We start from the raw sequence: 17,101 nt of genomic DNA, 5'->3' as shown, positions 1-17,101 counted from the left end.
AGGCGGGCACTCAGCCGCCGGTCATGTTCATGAAACGCAGGATCTGCACATCGCCGCCGACTTCGAAATGATGGCGGTATGGCTTGAGGTGCAGTGAGTCGCGGATGGCTTTTTCCAGGCGTTCGGGATTGCCCGGATGGGCACGAAGCACGTGCTTGAGGTCCACCGAGTGCTCATTGCCCAGGCACAGCAGCAGGCGACCTTCGACGGTCAGGCGCACGCGGTTGCAGGTGGCGCAGAAGTTGTGGCTGTGCGGCGAGATGAAGCCGACCCGACTGTCCGGCGCCTCGGCCAGGCGCCAGTAACGTGCCGGGCCTTGGGACGATTCGGTGGACTCTACCAGGGTGAAATGCTCGGCCAGGCGCTCACGCACCTCGTCGCTGGAGCAGAACGACTCGCCCCGCTCATGTTCGCTGATAACGCCCAAGGGCATTTCTTCAATGAAGGTGATGTCCAGGTCACGGTCGATGGCAAAGCGCACCAGGTCGACCAGTTCATCGTCGTTGCGCCCTTTGAGCACCACGCAATTGAGTTTGGTTCGGTGAAAACCGGCGCGGCGGGCGGCGTCAATACCCGCGATCACCTGGCTGAGGTCGCCTGTGCGGGTCAGCTGCTTGAAACGCTCGGCATTCAGACTGTCGAGGCTGATGTTCAGGCGTGAGACGCCGGCGTCGAACAAGGGTTGGGCCATTCGCCCCAGTTGCGAGCCATTGCTGGTCAGGCATAGTTCACGCAGGCCCGGCAGGGCGGCGATGCGCTGGCACAGCTCGACGATACCCTGGCGTACCAGAGGCTCGCCGCCGGTTAGGCGGATCTTTCGGGTACCCAGGGCGACGAAGCGTTCGGCGACCTGGAACAGCTCTTCGAGGCTAAGGATCTGTTGGCGCGGCAGGAACTGCATGTCCTCGGCCATGCAATAGACACAGCGGAAGTCGCAGCGGTCAGTAACCGACATCCGTAAGTAGTCGATTTTCCGGTTGAAGCCGTCGATCAGGGGCCGGCTGTTCTGTTCCACGTTCGCGCTCGAATGAGGTAGGGGCGGCGGACGCCGCGTGTCAGGTTCAAGCTATAACCTGGCGCCACCCCCGTCAAATTGCTTTCTCCGACTAATTGATAAATACCCTCTATCGTGGCTGCACGTCCCGTGTGGCATGGGCTGTAGGGCATCATCGAGCCTGCTTATCGAGCCGTAAGGTATTTCGATTGGACGGCCTCGGTTCGGGCTCCATACGCTGGAAAAAAGCCGGGCAACTGACCTGGCGGCCTTTTTCGAATGCCCCGCGTGAGGATCCATCCCATGAGCCAAGACGAACACATCAGGGACTACAAAGGCCCCGCCGCCGGCTGGGGCGCGCTCAAGAGCGTGACCAAGAGCTGGCTGGGTAGTGACAACGCCTTCAAGAACCTGCGTGCCATGCTCAAGACCAATCAGAACGGCGGCTTCGACTGCCCAGGTTGCGCGTGGGGCGAGTCGCCGGAAAGCGACATGGTCAAGTTCTGCGAGAACGGCGCCAAGGCGGTGAACTGGGAGGCAACCGGCCGGTCGGTCGACCCGGCATTCTTCGCCAAGTACAGCGTCAGTGCCCTGGCCGAACAGACCGATTACTGGCTGGAGTACCAGGGTCGCCTGACCCACCCGATGCGCTATGACGCGGCCTCCGACCACTACGTGGAAACGACTTGGGACGACGCATTCGCCCTGATCGCCCAGCACCTGCAAGCGCTCGACTCGCCGGATGAGGCCGAGTTCTACACCTCGGGTCGGGCCAGCAACGAGGCGGCATTTCTCTACCAGCTGTTCGTGCGCGCCTACGGCACCAACAACTTCCCCGACTGCTCGAACATGTGCCATGAGGCCAGCGGTACCGGCATGTCCGAAACCCTTGGCGTGGGCAAGGGCACGGTGGTGTTCCACGACCTGGAGCTGGCGGATGCGATCTTCGTCATCGGCCAGAACCCTGGCACCAACCACCCGCGGATGCTCGAACCCCTGCGCGAGGCGGTCAAGCGTGGCGCACAGGTGGTGTGCTTCAATCCGCTCAAGGAGCGTGGACTGGAGCGCTTCCAGCATCCGCAGCATCCCTTCGAGATGCTCAGCAATGGCTCCGAGCCGACCAACACCGCGTATTTCCGCCCGGCCCTCGGCGGCGACATGGCTGCCATGCGCGGCATCGCCAAGTTCCTTCTGCAGTGGGAGCGCGAAGCCCTGGCCAAGGGGGAACCCCCCGTGTTCGACCATGTTTTCATCGCGGAGCACACCAGTGGCGTCGAGGCCTACCTGGCCGCGGTGGATGCCACCTCCTGGGAGCATATCGTCGAGCAGTCGGGTTTGACCCTGGCCGAGATCGAGTTGGCAGCACGTATGTACCGCAAGGCCGAGCGAGTGATCATGTGCTGGGCCATGGGGATCACCCAACACCGTCACTCGGTGGCTACGGTGCAGGAAATCGTCAACTTGCAGTTGCTGCGCGGTAACGTCGGCAAGCCGGGCGCAGGCCTGTCGCCGGTGCGTGGCCACAGCAACGTGCAGGGCGACCGCACCATGGGCATCGACGAGAAACCAAGGGCTGGGCTGCTCGATGCGCTGGAGAAGCGCTTCCAGTTTCGCGCTCCGCGTAACCCTGGGCACAACGCCGTGCTGGCGATCAAGGCGATGGAAGAGGGGCGGGCCAAGGTCTTCGTCGCGTTGGGGGGCAACTTCGCCCAAGCCACGCCAGATACGCCCCGTACCCATGCAGCCTTGCGCAACTGTGCGCTGACGGTACAGATTTCTACCAAGCTCAATCGCTCGCACCTGGTTACCGGGCGCGATGCGCTGATCCTGCCCTGCCTGGGCCGTACCGAGATCGACCTGCAGGCCACCGGTCCGCAAGGTGTTACCGTTGAAGACACCTTCAGCATGGTGCATCTCTCCCACGGTCAACTGCGTCCACGGTCGCCCCATCTGCGTTCAGAACCGGCCATCATCGCCGGCATGGCCAAGGCCACCTTGGGCAACAAGCCCATCGACTGGGAATACTCCATCGCCGACTATGGCCGCATACGCAGTCTGATCGCCGATGTGATTCCGGGTTTTGCCGACTTCAACAAGCGCCTGCAGCATCCGGGGGGCTTCCACCTGGGCAACAGTGCCGCCGAGCGCAGTTGGCGCACCGCCACTGGCAAGGCGCGTTTCAGCGCCAGCCAATTGCCTGAACACCTGGTCAATGCCCAGGTGCTGGCCCGTGGTGACAAGCCGGACCTGATCCTGCAGACGCTGCGTTCGCACGACCAGTACAACACCACGCTATACGGCCTGGATGACCGCTACCGAGGGGTGTTCGGCCTGCGCGAGGTCGTGTTCGTCAATGAGGCTGACATTCGCCGCCTGGGCTTCGAGCCGGGTGAGCAGGTGGACATGGTGTCGCTGTGGGAGGATGGCCGCGAGCGTCGTGTAGCGGGGTTCCGTCTGGTGCCCTATGACGTGCCCGAGGGGCAGGCGGCGGCTTACTACCCCGAGACCAACCCGCTGGTACCGTTGGAAAGTTACGGCGAAGGGACCTACACGCCAACCTCCAAATTCGTGGCCATTCGACTGGAGAAAGCCAAGGCCGTTAACCGGATCGGCACCGTGCTGGCAGCGGACTGAACACAGCCCACCATCGCCGTCACGCTGATGCTGCAGGGGCCGGCGTGCCGGTGATGAGGCTGGCACCTGTCACGAACGATGCACCGGGTACGCCGTGGTGTACTTCATCTGCTCCATGGCAAAACTGGAAGTGATGTTGGAAAGTCCGTCGGTGCTGTTGATCAGTTTCTTGTAGAAACGGTCATATGCCGCGATATCCCCCACCACCACACGCAGCATGTAGTCCCAGTCTCCGGACATTCTGTAGAACTCCATCACCTCCTCGAAGCCGTTCACCGTCGTGGCGAACTGCTCCAGCCATGCGCTGTCGTGGCGTTGGGTCTTGAGCTGGACGAACACGGTCAAGCCCAGCCCTAGCCGCTGCGGGTCGAGCAACGCAACGCGGCCAATGATGTAGCCGTCTTCTTCAAGCCGTTTGACCCGCTTCCAGCACGGGGTGGTGGACAGGTTGACGGCCTCGGCCAGGTCCTTGAGGGAAATCGAAGCGTCGCGCTGGAGCAGGGTCAGGATGTGTTGGTCGAAACTGTCCATGGGCCTTTGGCGATCAAGTGAGAAAAATTATTCTCCGAGGGTAGCGTGAAATAGCAAAAAATACTGCTATAGGAGCCTCTTGCGCGGGTGTGAGATAGTGGCGCTCTTCAACCTGTCTCCCTTCGACCAATGGACCCGACCATGTCCGACAAGCCGCGTAATTTCGCCACCCGTACCATCCACGCCGGTGAACAGTCCAGCGTCGCCGACAATGCGATCTTCCCGCCGATCTACACCGCCAGTTCGTATATCAAGCGCAGTCTGGACGATAACCCCGAGTACGCCTACAGCCGTGTGGGCAACCCGACGCGGCATGCCTACGAAACCTGTGTCGCCGCCTTGGAAGAGGGCGTTGGCGCAGTGGCGTGCGCCTCTGGCGTGAACGCTACCGCCACGGTGCTCGAGCTGCTGCCCAAGGATGCCCATGTGGTGGTTATGAACGGCGTCTATGGCGGTACGTTCCGAATTCTGGAGGACTACCGCGGGCGTACCTCAGGGCTGACCACTACCTACGTCGACCTCAACGACATTCACGCGGTGGAGCAAGCGATTCGCCCCGAGACCCAATTGATCTGGATCGAGTCGCCGACCAACCCCCTGTTGCACCTGGTCGACATCAAGGCGGTGTGCGACCTGGCCCGTTCGCGCGGCATCCTCACCTGCATCGACAACACCTTCTGTTCGCCCTGGAATCAGCGCCCGATCACCCTGGGCGTGGACTTGGTGATGCACTCGGCGAGCAAATACATCGGCGGCCATTCCGACCTCACCGGCGGCGTGGTGGTGGCCGCCAACGAGCAATTGCTGGCCCGCCTGCGCAAGATCAGCATGGCGGTGGGCGCGATCCAGGGACCGTTCGACTGCTATCTGGCCCTGCGGGGGCTAAAGACGCTCGACGTGCGCATGGAGCGTCAATGCGCCAATGCGTTGCAGGTGGCGCGTTTTCTGGAAAGCCACCCGCAGATCGAGAAGGTCTATTACCCGGGGCTGGAAAGCCACCCGCAGCATGAGCTGTGCAAGCGTCAGATGCGCGCTGGCGGAGCGGTGGTGGCGATGAAGGTCCAAGGGGGTGACCGGGCGGCGCTCAATCGTCTGGTGGAGGCGTTGCGGATCTTTGTCCTGGCCGACTCCCTGGGCGGGGTGGAGAGCATGATCAACCATTCCTGGAGCATGTCCCACAATTCGCTGAGCCCGGCGCAGAAAGGCGAAATGGGGATCAGCGAAAACCTGTTGCGCCTGTCGGTGGGGATCGAGGATTACCGCGATTTGATCGAGGATCTGGACGGGGCGCTCAAGGCGTCCGCTGCGGTGTGAAGGCTGGGCCGGCTCCGTTCAGGAGCCGGCCTGCCGGCGATAGGGCGTGGAATCAGGATTTGGGCGGATGAATGATCCGTTCGATCTTGTCCTTGAGCAGTAACCGTTCCTTGCGCAGGCGATTGATCACATCGTCATTGGTGCCGTTGGTTTCGGCAGTCACTACTTCTTTGTCCTTGGCGTTGTATTCCTTGTGCAGCTTGTGAAGTTCCTGGTCCTTGTCGATGAGTGCCTGGAACTGGTCGGCGGATACGTGCAGGTCAGCGAGCAAATCGTGCGGAACTGGCATTTCTTCACCTCTGTCGGGTTGTCGGTAAGGTCCTGACCTTTGAGGATAGCCGCCTTTGCGCAGGTAGGGGACTGGGGTAGGCTGTCGCCTCCCTTCGGCGAACCGGAACCTGCGCCATGCCCCATCTGAACCTGGAATACAGCGACAACCTGCGTGAACTGAATGTCGATACGCTGCTGCTGCGCCTGAACCATGCGCTGGTCGGGAGTGGCCAGTTCGCCGATGAACGGGACATCAAGAGCCGGGCCCAGGCGTTTGCCCACTACCGGGTCGGCACCGCGCCGGGTGAGCGGGCCTTCGCCCATGTGCGGCTGGCCATCCTCGATGGACGTTCGCCCCAGGTGAAGGCACAACTGTCTGCCAGTCTGCTCGAGGTGTTACGCGACGCCATCCCGCAGCACCCCGGCCTGGACCTTCAGCTGTGTGTCGAGGTACTGGACATCGAGCGAGTGCCGTACGCCAAACTCCACCTGCCAGGCTGAATGACAGCTGAATGAACGGCTTCTAATTTGAAAAAGATGCTGGCTCACGAATTTGTTGGCGTCTTTTTCACGAAAAATTGATGGTTCGCTTTCTAGAGTTTCGCCAACTTTACCAAGGTGCCTTTCAGGCCTTGGCTGATAATCACTCTTGATTGCGAACGCTGATGCTCAACTTCAAATACCTGCGGACCGAATGGGTTACGCTGCTGGCCAGCCTTTACCTGTTGATCGGCTTCAATGCCTTCCTCTGGCAGCACCTGGAGCACATCCTGCCGCCGGGCATGACTGGGCTTTGGTTGGGGATGGCGTTCGCCCTGCTGATGGTGTTCGCCTTCAATCTGATCTTGACGCTGTTTACCTTCCGCTACGTATTAAAACCGCTATTGATCCTCTTGTTCATGAGTGGCGCAGGGGTCGCTTACTTCATGAACCAATATGGTGTGCTAATTGATTCGGGGATGTTTCGTAATATCGCCGAGACCAATGTTGCCGAAGTGCGTGACTTGCTCTCCTTGAAGTTTGCGCTTTATATACTTTTGCTCGGTGTATTGCCTTCGGTCCTGTTGTGGAAGGCCCCCATCGCCTACCGCGCCTGGCACCGAGAACTGCTCGGCAAACTGGTGGTCAGCGGTGCCTGTGTCGTGGCCTTGGGCTCGGTGGCGCTGGTCAACTACCAAGGGCTGTCGTCGCTGTTTCGAAACCATCACGAACTGCGCCTGATGCTGACCCCCAGCAACATCGTCGGTGCTTCCATTGGCTATGTCAGCGAGCGGGTCGGTACGGCTGCGCGGCCGTTCGAGAACTACGGCGAAGATGCCCGTCGCGATGCCGCCTGGCAGCACCATGAGCGCAAATCGCTGACCGTCCTGGTCGTGGGCGAAAGCGCACGGGCAGAGAACTTCGGGGTGCTCGGCTACGACCGCGACACCACGCCGAGCCTTGCCAAGGAGCAGGGCCTGGTAGCATTTTCCGATGTGCACTCCTGTGGGACCGAGACTGCCGTGTCGGTGCCTTGCATGTTTTCCGGCATGGGGCGCAAGGATTACGACGCACGGGTGGCCAAGAATCGCGAAGGGCTGCTGGACATCCTCCAGCGCGCGGGTCTTGCCGTGCAGTGGCGCGACAACCAGTCCGGCTGCAAGGGCACCTGTGACCGTGTGCAGTTCGTCGATGTCAGCAACCTCAAGGACCCGACGCTCTGCGCCAACGGCGAATGCCATGACGAAATCCTGCTGCAGGGCCTGGGCGATCTGATCGACAACCTCGACAAGGACACCGTGCTGGTGCTGCACCAGATGGGCAGTCATGGGCCGGAGTACTACAAGCGTTATCCGGCGGACAGTGGTCGCTTTGGCCCGGTGTGCCAGAGCAATGCGCTGGACCAGTGCAGCCAGCAGGAGATCATCAACGGTTATGACAACACCCTTGCCTACACCGACAAGGTGCTGGCCTCGTTGATCGACATCCTGCGCAGCAAGCAGGACAAGGTCGATACCGCGATGATCTACCTGTCCGACCATGGCGAGTCGCTGGGCGAATACAACCTGTACCTGCATGGCACGCCCTACATGATGGCACCGGAGCAGCAAAAGCATGTGCCGCTGCTGACCTGGTTCTCCGACAGCTACCGTGAAGACTTCGGCATCGACAACGACTGCCTGGCCAAGCTCAGCGACGCGCCGTTGTCCCAGGACAACCTGTTCCACTCGATGCTCGGCCTGCTGCAGGTGCACACCGAGGTCTACCAGCAGTCGCTGGACATGTTCGCCAGCTGCCGGCCTTGGCTGGCGGCCAAGCGCTGAGAGAATGTCCAGCCCCCTCATCAAGGCTTCCAGGACACCACTGATCGACCTCAAGGATGGCGCAGGTTTCACCAGCAGTGCCCGCGCCGTATATACTGCGCGCCAATGTTAGTGGGAGAGCCTCGTGGCCATCGAAATACACTGGATTCGTGACGACCAGAGCCTGGCCGAACACTGCCTGCGCTGGCGCGAACTGCCGTTCGTCGCGCTCGATACCGAATTCATGCGCGTCGACACCTTTTACCCCAAGGCCGGTTTGGTCCAGATCGGCGATGGCCAGCGGGCGTTCTTGATCGACCCGCTGCTGATCGGCAATTGGCAACCCTTGGCCGAGCTGCTCGATGACAGCGCCGTGGTCAAGGTGCTGCACGCCTGCAGCGAAGACCTCGAAGTGCTGCTGCGCCTTACCGGCAAGCTGCCGCAGCCGCTGTTCGACACCCAGTTGGCGGCTGGTTACCTGAACCTGGGCTTCTCCATGGGCTATTCGCGCCTGGTTCAGGAAGTGCTGGGCATCGAGCTGCCCAAGGGCGAAACCCGCTCGGATTGGCTGCAGCGGCCGCTGTCGGAAACCCAGGTGAGCTACGCCGCCGAGGATGCCGTGCATTTGGCCGAGCTGTTCGCCGCCCTGCGTCCGCGGTTGTCCGATGACAAGTACGCCTGGGTGCTGGAAGACGGTGCCGAGCTGGTGGCTCAGCTGCGCCGTGAGGTCGAGCCTGAAACCCTCTACCGTGAGGTCAAGCTGGCCTGGAAGCTGTCGCCCCAGCAACTGGCGGTGTTGCGCGAACTCTGTGCCTGGCGCGAGCGAGAGGCGCGCAGCCGCGATGTGCCGCGCAATCGCATCCTCAAGGAGCACTCGCTGTGGCCGATGGCCAGGACCCAACCCGACAGCCTGTCGGGCCTGGCCAAGATCGACGAGATGCACCCGCGCACCATTCGGCAGGACGGCGAGTTCCTGATCCAGCTGATCAAGCGTGCCGCCAGCCTGCCCAAGGAGCAATGGCCGCAGGCGCTGCCCGAACCACTGCCGATCGAAGCCGCAGGCATCCTCAAGCGCCTGCGCGCCGTTGGCCAGGCCGAAGGCGAACGCTTGGGCATCGCCCCGGAACTGATGCTGCGCAAGAAGACCCTGGAAGCCTTGCTCAAGAGCGGCTATCCCAATGGCCCTTATCAACTGCCCGATTCGCTGCGCGGCTGGCGTCGCCAGCGCATGGGCCAGGCCCTGCTGGACAACCTGGCGGGCGCCGGAGAGACCCAATGAAACGTATCTGCTCGATCTACAAGAGCCCCCGCAAGCACGAAATGTACCTCTATGTGCTCAAGGCCGACGGCCTGGAGCGCGTACCCGAAGGCCTGCTGCCGTTCTTCGGCACCCCCGTGCACGCCTTCGACCTGGTGCTGACCCCTGAGCGCAAACTGGCCCGCGAAGACATCGCGAAGGTGCTGGAGAACCTGGAGAACCAGGGCTATCACCTGCAGATGCCGCCACCTGAAGACGACTACATCGAGCACCTGCCCGAAGAGTTGCTGCGCCGTAACGATCCCGCCTGACCCAGGCGCGGTTACCCACTTTTGCCAGGCGGCCCGCAGATCGGGCCGCTGTCGTTATCTGTCAAGGTTGTCACGTCGATGCGCGTTCTGATCGCTGAACAGGATCATGCCACTTATGCCCGCCTGCTGAGTGAGTTGGCCCCGGATCTGGAAATCCTGACCAGCGGCGATTCCGCCGAACTGGCGCGCCAGGCGCCAGAATGCCCGGTATGGCTGGGTCAGCCGGACTTGCTGGCAAGCCTGCTGCGCCAGGGCCACAAACCCGACTGGATGCAATCGACCTGGGCCGGCATCACCCCGTTGCTGGCCCAGGGCCTGCCGCGTGATTACCGTTTGACCCGGGCGGTGGGCATCTTTGGCCAGGTAATGGCCGAGTACATGCTGACCTATATGCTGGTCCATGAGCGCGAAGTGCTGTCACGCCTGGTCAGCCAGGTCGAGCGGCGCTGGGATGATCGTCCTGGGCGTTCGCTGCAAGGGCGCAAGGTGCTGATCGTCGGTACCGGTGATATCGGCCAGTGCGTGGCCGAGTTTCTCCAGCCGTTCGGGGTGACGCTGTACGGCGTTGCCAGCCGTGCCCGCGAGCAGGCGCCGTTCGTCGAGGTGGCTGGCCTGGAGGACTTGCCGCGGCTGGTGGGGCAGGTCGACTACGTGCTCAACCTGCTACCGGATACCCCAGCGACCCATGATGTGTACGACGCAGCGCTGTTCCAGCGGTTCCAGCCCAGTGCGTTGTTCATCAATGCCGGTCGAGGTGTGGCCGTGGTCGATGCCGACCTGGTCGAGGCGTTGAAGCAAGGGCACCTGGCGGGTGCGGTGATCGACGTCTGCCGGCAAGAACCTTTGCCCCAGCGGCATCCGTTCTGGACCGCCTGGGGTTTGCTGCTGACCGGGCATAGCTCGGCACCGACGTCGCCGGTGGCGATGGTGCGCTTGTTCGTCGAGAATGTGCGCGGGTATCAGGCGGGCGAGGGGTTGCGTGGCGAAGTGGCTTTCGCCCGGGGTTACTGAACTATCTGCAGCGTTGCGGCCAACCCCACGCAGGAGCCGGCTTGCCGGCGATCAAGCCGGAAAGCCAGCCAAAGGCTCAGAGGCTGAAATCACCCTCGGCCGCCAACTCGCTCAGCGGTCGGCGTGGGCTCGGCACTTCACGGGCTTGCAGCGCTTCGTCCAGGCTGGCCTTGTCGCCCAGCTTGCCGATCGCCACCATGGCGTGCAACTCGTAGCCCTCGGGAATTTTCAGTGTTTCGCGGGCCAACGCCTGATCGAACCCGGCCATGCCGTGGGTGTGCCAACCGCTGATGCTGGCTTGCAGTGCCAGGTGGCCCCAGGCGGACCCGGTGTCGAAGGTGTGCCACAGGGCCGGCTTCTCTTCGTGGGTGCCGGGTGCGGCGAATGTGGTCTTGGAGATGATCAGCACCAGCGCGGAGGCCTGTTGCGCCCAGCTGCGGTTGAACGGCACCAGCAGGTCCAGGTAGCGCTCCCAATGCGCGGTGTCCCGGCGTGCATAAAGGAAACGCCACGGCTGCGAGTTGTAGGCCGATGGCGCCCAGCGTGCGGCTTCCAGGAAGCTGAGCAAGGTTGCTTCGCTGATCGGCTCGGCGGTGAAGGCGCGGGGCGACCAGCGGTTGATGAACTGCTCGTTGATGGCGTAATCGGCGATGCGAGGGTTGGCGCTCATGGCTGCTCCTGCAATGGGTGGGAAATACCGCACGCTACTGCCTGCGCGCGGGACTGACAAGCGGTCTGGCTTTGCCGAAGGCCAGGCTCTAGACTGGCGCCGCCGCGCGCCGCGGACTCAAGATGACTGCAGGAAACCCGTGTGATGATTGCTGACGACGCGCCGTTCTGGCGGCGCAAGACCCTCGAACAACTCGACCCGCAGGAGTGGGAATCGCTTTGCGACGGCTGTGGTTTGTGCTGCCTGCAAAAGCTCGAGGACGAGGACGACAACAGCGTCTATTACACCCGCATCGCCTGCAAGTTGCTGGACCTGAACACCTGCCAGTGCAGCGACTACCCCAACCGCTTCGCCCATGTGCCCGACTGCATCCAGCTCACGCCGGGCAAGGCCGACCAGTTCAAATGGTTGCCCAGCACCTGCGGCTATCGCCTGGTCAGCGAGGGCAAGGACCTGCCAGCCTGGCACCCTCTGGTGTGCGGTGACCGCAAACAAGTCCACGAACAGCGCATTTCCCAGTCCGGGCGTATGCTCAGCGAGCATGATGTGGATGAAGACGACTGGGAAGACCACCTGATTTTCCGCGCCAGCTGAACGGCGCGCCCAGTCGCCTCTGGGAAACAAGGAGTTTCTGTATGCGTTGTCAGCTGTTGTTGCTGTTGGGCCTCGTGGCCTGTGCCCCAGCCTGGGCCAAGAAGGTCGATCTCGATTACCAGGTGCGCCTGTTGCCCGAACAAGGCCAGGCCGAAGTGCGACTGACCTTGGGCGATGGCAGCGCCGTACGCTCGCTGGATTTCGACTTGGGCAAGGCGGGTGCGTACAGCGGTTTTCAGGCCGATGGGCAATGGCAACAGCAGGGTGAGCATGGCGTGTGGCATCCGGCGGCGGGCAAGACCAGCCTCAGCTACCGGGTGCAACTGGACCAGAAACTGCGTAGTGGCGCGTATTCATCGCGCATGACCCCGCACTGGGCATTGTTCCAGGGCGAGCAACTGGTGCCGTCGGCGCGCCTCGACCAGCAGGACGGTACCGAGCTGGTGGCGCGCCTGGCATTCGACCTGCCTGCCGGCTGGAAAAGCGTCGAGACGGCGTGGCCGCGTATCGGCAAGGACAAATTTCGCATCGACAACGTGTCGCGCTTGTTCGACCGCCCGACCGGTTGGATGCTCGCGGGCAATCTGGGCAGCCGCCGTGCTCGTCTGGGCGAGACCGAGGTCACTGTCGCCGCTCCGGTGGGACAGGGCATGCGCCGAATGGACAACCTGACGCTGCTGACCTTCGTCTGGCCGCAGTTGCAGGCGGTGTTCCCGCGTAACCCGCCAAAGCTGCTGGTGGTGGGGGCCCGCGATGGCATGTGGCGCGGGGCGATGGCGGCGCAGGGATCGTTGTACCTGCACAGCGCCAGACCTATGGTGGGCGAAAACGGCAGCAGTCCGTTGTTGCGCGAGTTGGTGCAGTTGTTCGCACAGATCCACGGCCACGAGGACAGTGACTGGATCGGCGAAAGCCTCACCGACTACTACGCCAGCGAATTGTTACGCCGGGCCGGCGGTGTCAGCGATGACCGTTACCAGGCCTGGCAGGCGCGCCTGCACAAGCAGGCGGCCAAGGTCTCTCACTTGGGCGGCGAGCACGCGACCCCGGCGCAGGTGGCGCGTGGTGTGCTGTTGTTGCAGGCGCTGGACAAGGAGATCCGTCTTCACACCCAGGCCAAGCGCTCGCTGGATGATGTGGCCCGGGCCTTGATGCGCCTGCCGAGCGTCAGCACCGAGGCGTTCGTACAGATCAGCGAAAACGTGCTGGGGCGCCGATCCGAGGCGTTGCAAAGCAAGGTCCTGGCTTCGGGCGACTGATAGGCCGCCGCCAGCGCGGTTCGCTTATTTGAACTTGGGCCCGGAGCGGGTATTCAACCCCTTGGCCAAGCGGTCATACAGCACCACGTTCACCGTCGCCGCCAGGTTCATGCAACCCTCGGTCGGAATGTAGATGGTCTCTTCGCACCACGCCCGAACATCGGCGCTCAGGCTGCCGTCTTCCGGGCCGAAGATGTAGATGGCGCGGTCGGGGTGGGTGTACTCGGGCAGGGGGCGGGCGCCTTCGACCAGCTCCACCGCCACGGGTGTGCACCCCAGCGGAATGATGCGCTGCAGGTCATCGATGCCGATCAATGGGATGTCGTAGTGCACTCGCTTGGTGTCGGTGACGAAGTCACGCGCGCGTTCATACCGCTTGCCCGTGTAGAACACCGAGTTGACGCCGTAGCAACCCGCTGCGCGCATCACCGAACCTACGTTCTCCGCTGATTTGGGATTGAACAGGCCGATGCAGCTGTACCGTTTGTTTGCCACGTGCCGGGGTCCTTCGCAAAAAAAGCGCGATTATACGGGCTACCCGGCGGCAGTGGGGGGCGAAACGACGTTCAGTCTTTCTTGAGCATGCCCGCCAACCCAGCGAATGGGTTGTGGGTGGCCTTGGCGATGCTTGGCGTGCTGGTCGACCCTTCGCTGAAATACTGCTGGTCGGTGTAGCGCGAGTGCTCGTTGTCGTGGCAGTACAGGCACAGCAGCTCCCAGTTCGAACCATCCTGGGGGTTGTTGTCGTGGTTGTGGTCGCGGTGGTGCACGGTCAGTTCGCTCAGGCGCTTGCCGGAGAACTCACGGGCGCAGCGGCCACACACATGCGGGTACATTTTCAGGGCTTTGTCGCGGTAGCCCATTTCTTTGTCGCGCTTGGCGTCGGCCAGGATGCGGTCGAGGCGGGCGGTGGCGGCGGAAGTGGAGGCCGAACTCATGGTGTTTCCTTTGTCTTGATCAGGCAAATGACGGTTCTACTCTTGAGTCTAGCGCGCTTGCGGGGCCCTCGGACAGGCAAAAAGTGCCAGGAAGGCGTAGCCTGTAGATTGGTCCCGACAGGAGGTTGCAGATGGTCCGTGCGATCCTCACCGCGCTGCTGCTCGCCGTGGTGCCAACAGTCGAAGCCGCGGGTACGCCACCGCGGATCAACACACCCGTGCCTGGAGCGCCTGGCACGCCGACGCCAACGCCTTACCCGCAAATCACCCCGAGCACGCCGCCCAAGGCGAATGACAGCCAGCCAGGTGGCCCGCTGTTGCCACCGATGCCGGTGCCTGGACCGCCCAAGGACCAGCCTTTGCCTGGGTTGCGCCCTGAACCGGTGAAACCACCGCCTGACGACGATTAAAGTGCCAGGCGTTGGCCATCCTGCATGCGCAGGCGTTTCGAAAGGGTCACGGCCAGCGCGCGGATGATCCGTGCGGCGATACGGGGTGCCTCATTGAGCATCTTTTCCAGCGAGTCCTTGCCCAGGGTCAACAGCAGGCAGTCGCTGGCGGCGATGCAGCTGGCCGAGCGCCGTTCGCCGTCGAGTACGGCCATTTCACCGAAGGCGCGGCCCTTGCGCAGGGTGGCGATTTCGACCTGGGCACCCGTGCTGTCTGTCTTGCGCACCGAGACCACGCCCTGGTGCAGGATGCACATGAAGGTACCGGCGTCGCCTTCGTTGAAGATGGTATGGCCCTCACGGATTTCGGTCAGGCTGAAATAACCAGCGGCGGCCTGGAAGTCGCTGAGCTGCAGGTTGTCGAACTGGCCGCAGTCCATGAGCATGTCGCGGATTTCGGTGTTCAGAAGGGTTTGGTCGGGCATGTGTCGTTCTTCTTCGCGGCTGTTGTCCGAGAGCGTGGGGCACACCTTCTGGAGCCGGATTGCCGGCGTTAGGACCTTCAGGTGCGCTGCGCTGGGTATGACAACAAAAAACGCGATTTACGCCACGCCCAGCTCATTCAACACGAACGCGTACTCCAAGGCCACGTCCTTGAGCCCTTGGTACCGACCGCTCATGCCGCCGTGCCCGGCGCCCATTTCGGTCTTGAGCAGCAGCAGGTTGTCGTCGGTCTTGCGCGTGCGCAGGCGTGCCACCCACTTGGCGGCCTCCCAGTACTGAACGCGGCTGTCATTGTAGCCGGCGACCACCAGCATGGCCGGATAGGCCTGGGCCTTCACGTTTTCGTAGGGGGCGTAGGCCTTGATCCGCTCATACACCTCTGGCGCTTGCGGGTTACCCCATTCGTCGTACTCGGTGACGGTCAGCGGCAGGTCGGGGTCGAGCATGGTATTGAGAACGTCGACGAACGGCACTTCGGCTATGGCGCAGCGGAACAGCTCCGGGCGCAGGTTGAGCACGGCGCCGATCAGTAACCCACCAGCGCTGCCGCCGCTGATGGCCAGGCGATCGGCACAGGTCACGCCTTCGGCGATCAAGTGCTCGGCGCAGGCGATGAAGTCGTTGAAGGTATTCTGCTTGTGCTCCTGCTTGCCCGCGCGGTACCAAGCCTCACCCAGCTCGCCGCCGCCCCTGACGTGGGCGATGGCGAAGGCTACGCCGCGCTCCAGCAGGCTCAGGCGGGCATGGGAGAACCATGGGTCGAGGCTCTCGCCATAGGCGCCGTAGCCGTACAGGTACAGTGGCACGACCTTGCCGGCATCCGTACGCCGGCGCACCAGGCTGATCGGCACACGGGTGCCGTCCTGGGCGATAGCCCACAAGCGTTCGCTCACGTAGTCGTCGGCGTCGAATGGCCCTAGCACCGGGGTTTGCTTGAGCACTTGCTGGGCACCGCTGGCCAGTTCCAGCTGGCGTACCTGGGCCGGGCGGTTGAGGGCCTCGTAGCGCAGGCGAATGCGGGGGCTGGAAAACTCCAGGCTGTCCTGCACATACAGGCTGTAGGCCGCATCGGGCAATTCGACACGGTACGGCTGCAGGCCCTGTGGACGAACCTCGATGATCGGCAAGCCGCCTTCGCGCAGGCTCAGGCTCAGGGCGCTGGCGTTCAGGCTCAGGCCTTCGAGCATGATTTCATCGCGATGCGGTACCAGCACCTGCCATTGCTGGCGGGTTGGTACCTGGCTGGCCGGTGCGTGGTACAGGGCAAAGTTGATGCCATCCTGGTTGGTGCGGATGAACCAGCGCCACTCACCGTCAAGCTGGCCGTGGTCCGGGAAGTACTCGTGGTCTTCCTGGCGCGGTGCCAGGCAGGTGAATTCGGCTTGCGGGGTGCTAGCGTCGAGCACCCAAGCCTCGCTGGTGGTCTTGCTGTTGAGCAGCAGCACCAGCTGCTGCTCGGAGCTGGAGCGGTAGCAGTGCAGGAAGAAGCGGCCATCGGTCTCTTCGAACACCGTCGCTGCCGAGGCCTCGCCGAGGGTGTGGCGGCGCAGGCGCCACGGGCGGTGGGTGTCGTCCAGCTCGGCGAAGAACAGCGTTTGGCTGTCGTTGGCCCAGGTCATGCTGCCGTCACAGTCGTCGAAGGGCAGGGTGGTGACGCTCTCGTCGGCCAGGTCCTTGACGTACAGCGTGTAGATTTCGTCGCCGCTGGTATCCAGGCTGTAGGCCAGCAAGCGGTGGTCGGGGCTGACGTTGAACGCGCCCAGCGACAGGAAGCCGCCATTGGCCAGGGCGTTGGGGTCCAGCAGCAGCTGCTCGCGGCTTTCATCGACGGTGTTGGCGTCGTCCGCCGGGCGCGGGCAGCGATAGTGCCTGGGGTATTCGTCGCCCGCCGTGGTGCGGGTGTAGTACAGGTACGGGCCCCAGGGCGAGGGCAGCGACAGGTCGGTTTCCTGGATACGGCCCCTGATCTCCTCGAACAGCTGCTCGCGCAAGGGCGCCTGGTCGGCCAGGCAGGCTTGCTGGTAGGTGTTTTCCGCTTGCAGGTAGGCCAGTACTTCAGGGGTGTCGCGTTGTTGCAGCCAGGCGTAGGGGTCGGTTGCCGAGTCTTGGCGGGCGATGGGGGGCTGAGGTTTGCTGGGCATC

General features: G+C 62.9%; 18 protein-coding genes. 10 read left to right on the top strand and 8 right to left on the bottom strand.

What is annotated here, in order from left to right; genetic code table 11:
* Positions 1-10 precede the first annotated feature (10 nt).
* The gene (gene moaA / locus IF103_RS17810; protein ID WP_027907422.1) at positions 11-1,015 is read right to left on the bottom strand and encodes a GTP 3',8-cyclase MoaA; all 1,005 of its coding nucleotides are present in this window, start codon (positions 1,013-1,015) and stop codon (positions 11-13) included.
* Positions 1,016-1,297: 282 nt separating this feature from the next.
* On the opposite strand from moaA, the gene IF103_RS17805 reads away from it, so the two are divergent.
* Positions 1,298-3,628 carry an FdhF/YdeP family oxidoreductase gene (locus tag IF103_RS17805; protein ID WP_202675520.1) on the top strand — a complete coding sequence of 777 codons (2,331 nt, stop codon included), beginning with the start codon at positions 1,298-1,300 and terminating at the stop codon, positions 3,626-3,628.
* Between the two features lie 69 nt (positions 3,629-3,697).
* Here the strand turns inward: IF103_RS17805 and IF103_RS17800 are convergent, their stop codons facing one another.
* Positions 3,698-4,159 carry an Lrp/AsnC family transcriptional regulator gene (locus tag IF103_RS17800; RefSeq protein WP_023381773.1) on the bottom strand — a complete coding sequence of 154 codons (462 nt, stop codon included), beginning with the start codon at positions 4,157-4,159 and terminating at the stop codon, positions 3,698-3,700.
* A gap of 129 nt (positions 4,160-4,288) precedes the next feature.
* Between IF103_RS17800 and IF103_RS17795 the strand changes: the two genes are divergently transcribed.
* Positions 4,289-5,473 (top strand): trans-sulfuration enzyme family protein, encoded by a 1,185-nt coding sequence (locus tag IF103_RS17795; RefSeq protein WP_202675519.1) that lies wholly within the window; start codon positions 4,289-4,291, stop codon positions 5,471-5,473.
* 52 nt (positions 5,474-5,525) lie between these two features.
* Here IF103_RS17795 and IF103_RS17790 read toward each other — a convergent pair whose 3' ends face one another.
* On the bottom strand, positions 5,526-5,762 hold the full coding sequence (locus IF103_RS17790; RefSeq protein WP_023381771.1) for an HP1242/YdcH family protein: 237 nt from the start codon (positions 5,760-5,762) through the stop codon (positions 5,526-5,528).
* 116 nt (positions 5,763-5,878) lie between these two features.
* On the opposite strand from IF103_RS17790, the gene IF103_RS17785 reads away from it, so the two are divergent.
* From IF103_RS17785 to IF103_RS17765, 5 genes are all read left to right on the top strand, one after another.
* A complete protein-coding gene (locus IF103_RS17785) occupies positions 5,879-6,244 on the top strand; it encodes a 5-carboxymethyl-2-hydroxymuconate Delta-isomerase (protein WP_202675518.1) in 366 nt (121 codons plus the stop codon).
* 164 nt (positions 6,245-6,408) lie between these two features.
* Entirely contained in the window at positions 6,409-8,046 is a 1,638-nt protein-coding gene (locus tag IF103_RS17780) for a phosphoethanolamine transferase (protein ID WP_202675517.1), read from the top strand.
* 124 nt (positions 8,047-8,170) lie between these two features.
* Positions 8,171-9,304 (top strand): ribonuclease D, encoded by a 1,134-nt coding sequence (gene rnd / locus IF103_RS17775; protein WP_023381768.1) that lies wholly within the window; start codon positions 8,171-8,173, stop codon positions 9,302-9,304.
* A complete protein-coding gene (locus IF103_RS17770) occupies positions 9,301-9,594 on the top strand; it encodes a YcgL domain-containing protein (RefSeq protein WP_023381767.1) in 294 nt (97 codons plus the stop codon). Before rnd ends, IF103_RS17770 begins: the two co-directional genes overlap by 4 nt.
* Positions 9,595-9,672: 78 nt before the next feature.
* Complete coding sequence (locus IF103_RS17765; RefSeq protein WP_023381766.1) at positions 9,673-10,605, top strand: D-2-hydroxyacid dehydrogenase; 933 nt, start codon at positions 9,673-9,675, stop codon at positions 10,603-10,605.
* 76 nt (positions 10,606-10,681) lie between these two features.
* Here IF103_RS17765 and IF103_RS17760 read toward each other — a convergent pair whose 3' ends face one another.
* A complete protein-coding gene (locus IF103_RS17760; protein WP_023381765.1) occupies positions 10,682-11,275 on the bottom strand; it encodes a nitroreductase family protein in 594 nt (197 codons plus the stop codon).
* A gap of 144 nt (positions 11,276-11,419) precedes the next feature.
* Here IF103_RS17760 and IF103_RS17755 point away from each other — a divergent pair, with 144 nt between their 5' ends.
* Both IF103_RS17755 and IF103_RS17750 read left to right on the top strand, forming a co-directional pair.
* On the top strand, positions 11,420-11,869 hold the full coding sequence (locus tag IF103_RS17755) for a YcgN family cysteine cluster protein (protein WP_023381764.1): 450 nt from the start codon (positions 11,420-11,422) through the stop codon (positions 11,867-11,869).
* 41 nt (positions 11,870-11,910) lie between these two features.
* Positions 11,911-13,128: a hypothetical protein gene (locus IF103_RS17750; protein ID WP_202675516.1), complete on the top strand. Its 1,218-nt coding sequence runs from the start codon at positions 11,911-11,913 to the stop codon at positions 13,126-13,128.
* Between the two features lie 24 nt (positions 13,129-13,152).
* Here IF103_RS17750 and IF103_RS17745 read toward each other — a convergent pair whose 3' ends face one another.
* Both IF103_RS17745 and IF103_RS17740 read right to left on the bottom strand, forming a co-directional pair.
* On the bottom strand, positions 13,153-13,623 hold the full coding sequence (locus IF103_RS17745; RefSeq protein ID WP_008095669.1) for an RNA methyltransferase: 471 nt from the start codon (positions 13,621-13,623) through the stop codon (positions 13,153-13,155).
* 71 nt (positions 13,624-13,694) lie between these two features.
* A complete protein-coding gene (locus tag IF103_RS17740; protein ID WP_023381762.1) occupies positions 13,695-14,066 on the bottom strand; it encodes a YajD family HNH nuclease in 372 nt (123 codons plus the stop codon).
* A gap of 131 nt (positions 14,067-14,197) precedes the next feature.
* Between IF103_RS17740 and IF103_RS17735 the strand changes: the two genes are divergently transcribed.
* A complete protein-coding gene (locus IF103_RS17735; RefSeq protein WP_023381761.1) occupies positions 14,198-14,476 on the top strand; it encodes a hypothetical protein in 279 nt (92 codons plus the stop codon).
* Here IF103_RS17735 and IF103_RS17730 read toward each other — a convergent pair.
* Both IF103_RS17730 and IF103_RS17725 read right to left on the bottom strand, forming a co-directional pair.
* Positions 14,473-14,940: a cyclic nucleotide-binding domain-containing protein gene (locus IF103_RS17730; RefSeq protein ID WP_023381760.1), complete on the bottom strand. Its 468-nt coding sequence runs from the start codon at positions 14,938-14,940 to the stop codon at positions 14,473-14,475. The two genes, IF103_RS17735 and IF103_RS17730, sit on opposite strands and share 4 nt — an antisense overlap.
* Before the next feature lie 117 nt (positions 14,941-15,057).
* Positions 15,058-17,100: a S9 family peptidase gene (locus IF103_RS17725; RefSeq protein ID WP_023381759.1), complete on the bottom strand. Its 2,043-nt coding sequence runs from the start codon at positions 17,098-17,100 to the stop codon at positions 15,058-15,060.
* Position 17,101 lies beyond the last annotated feature (1 nt).

The sequence above is a fragment of the Pseudomonas sp. SK2 genome (assembly GCF_016772395.1).
GTDB classification, from domain to species: Bacteria; Pseudomonadota; Gammaproteobacteria; order Pseudomonadales; family Pseudomonadaceae; genus Aquipseudomonas; species Aquipseudomonas taiwanensis.
Note: the sequence above shows the minus strand (reverse complement) of the source record. Positions and strands in the feature narration are given on the sequence as shown.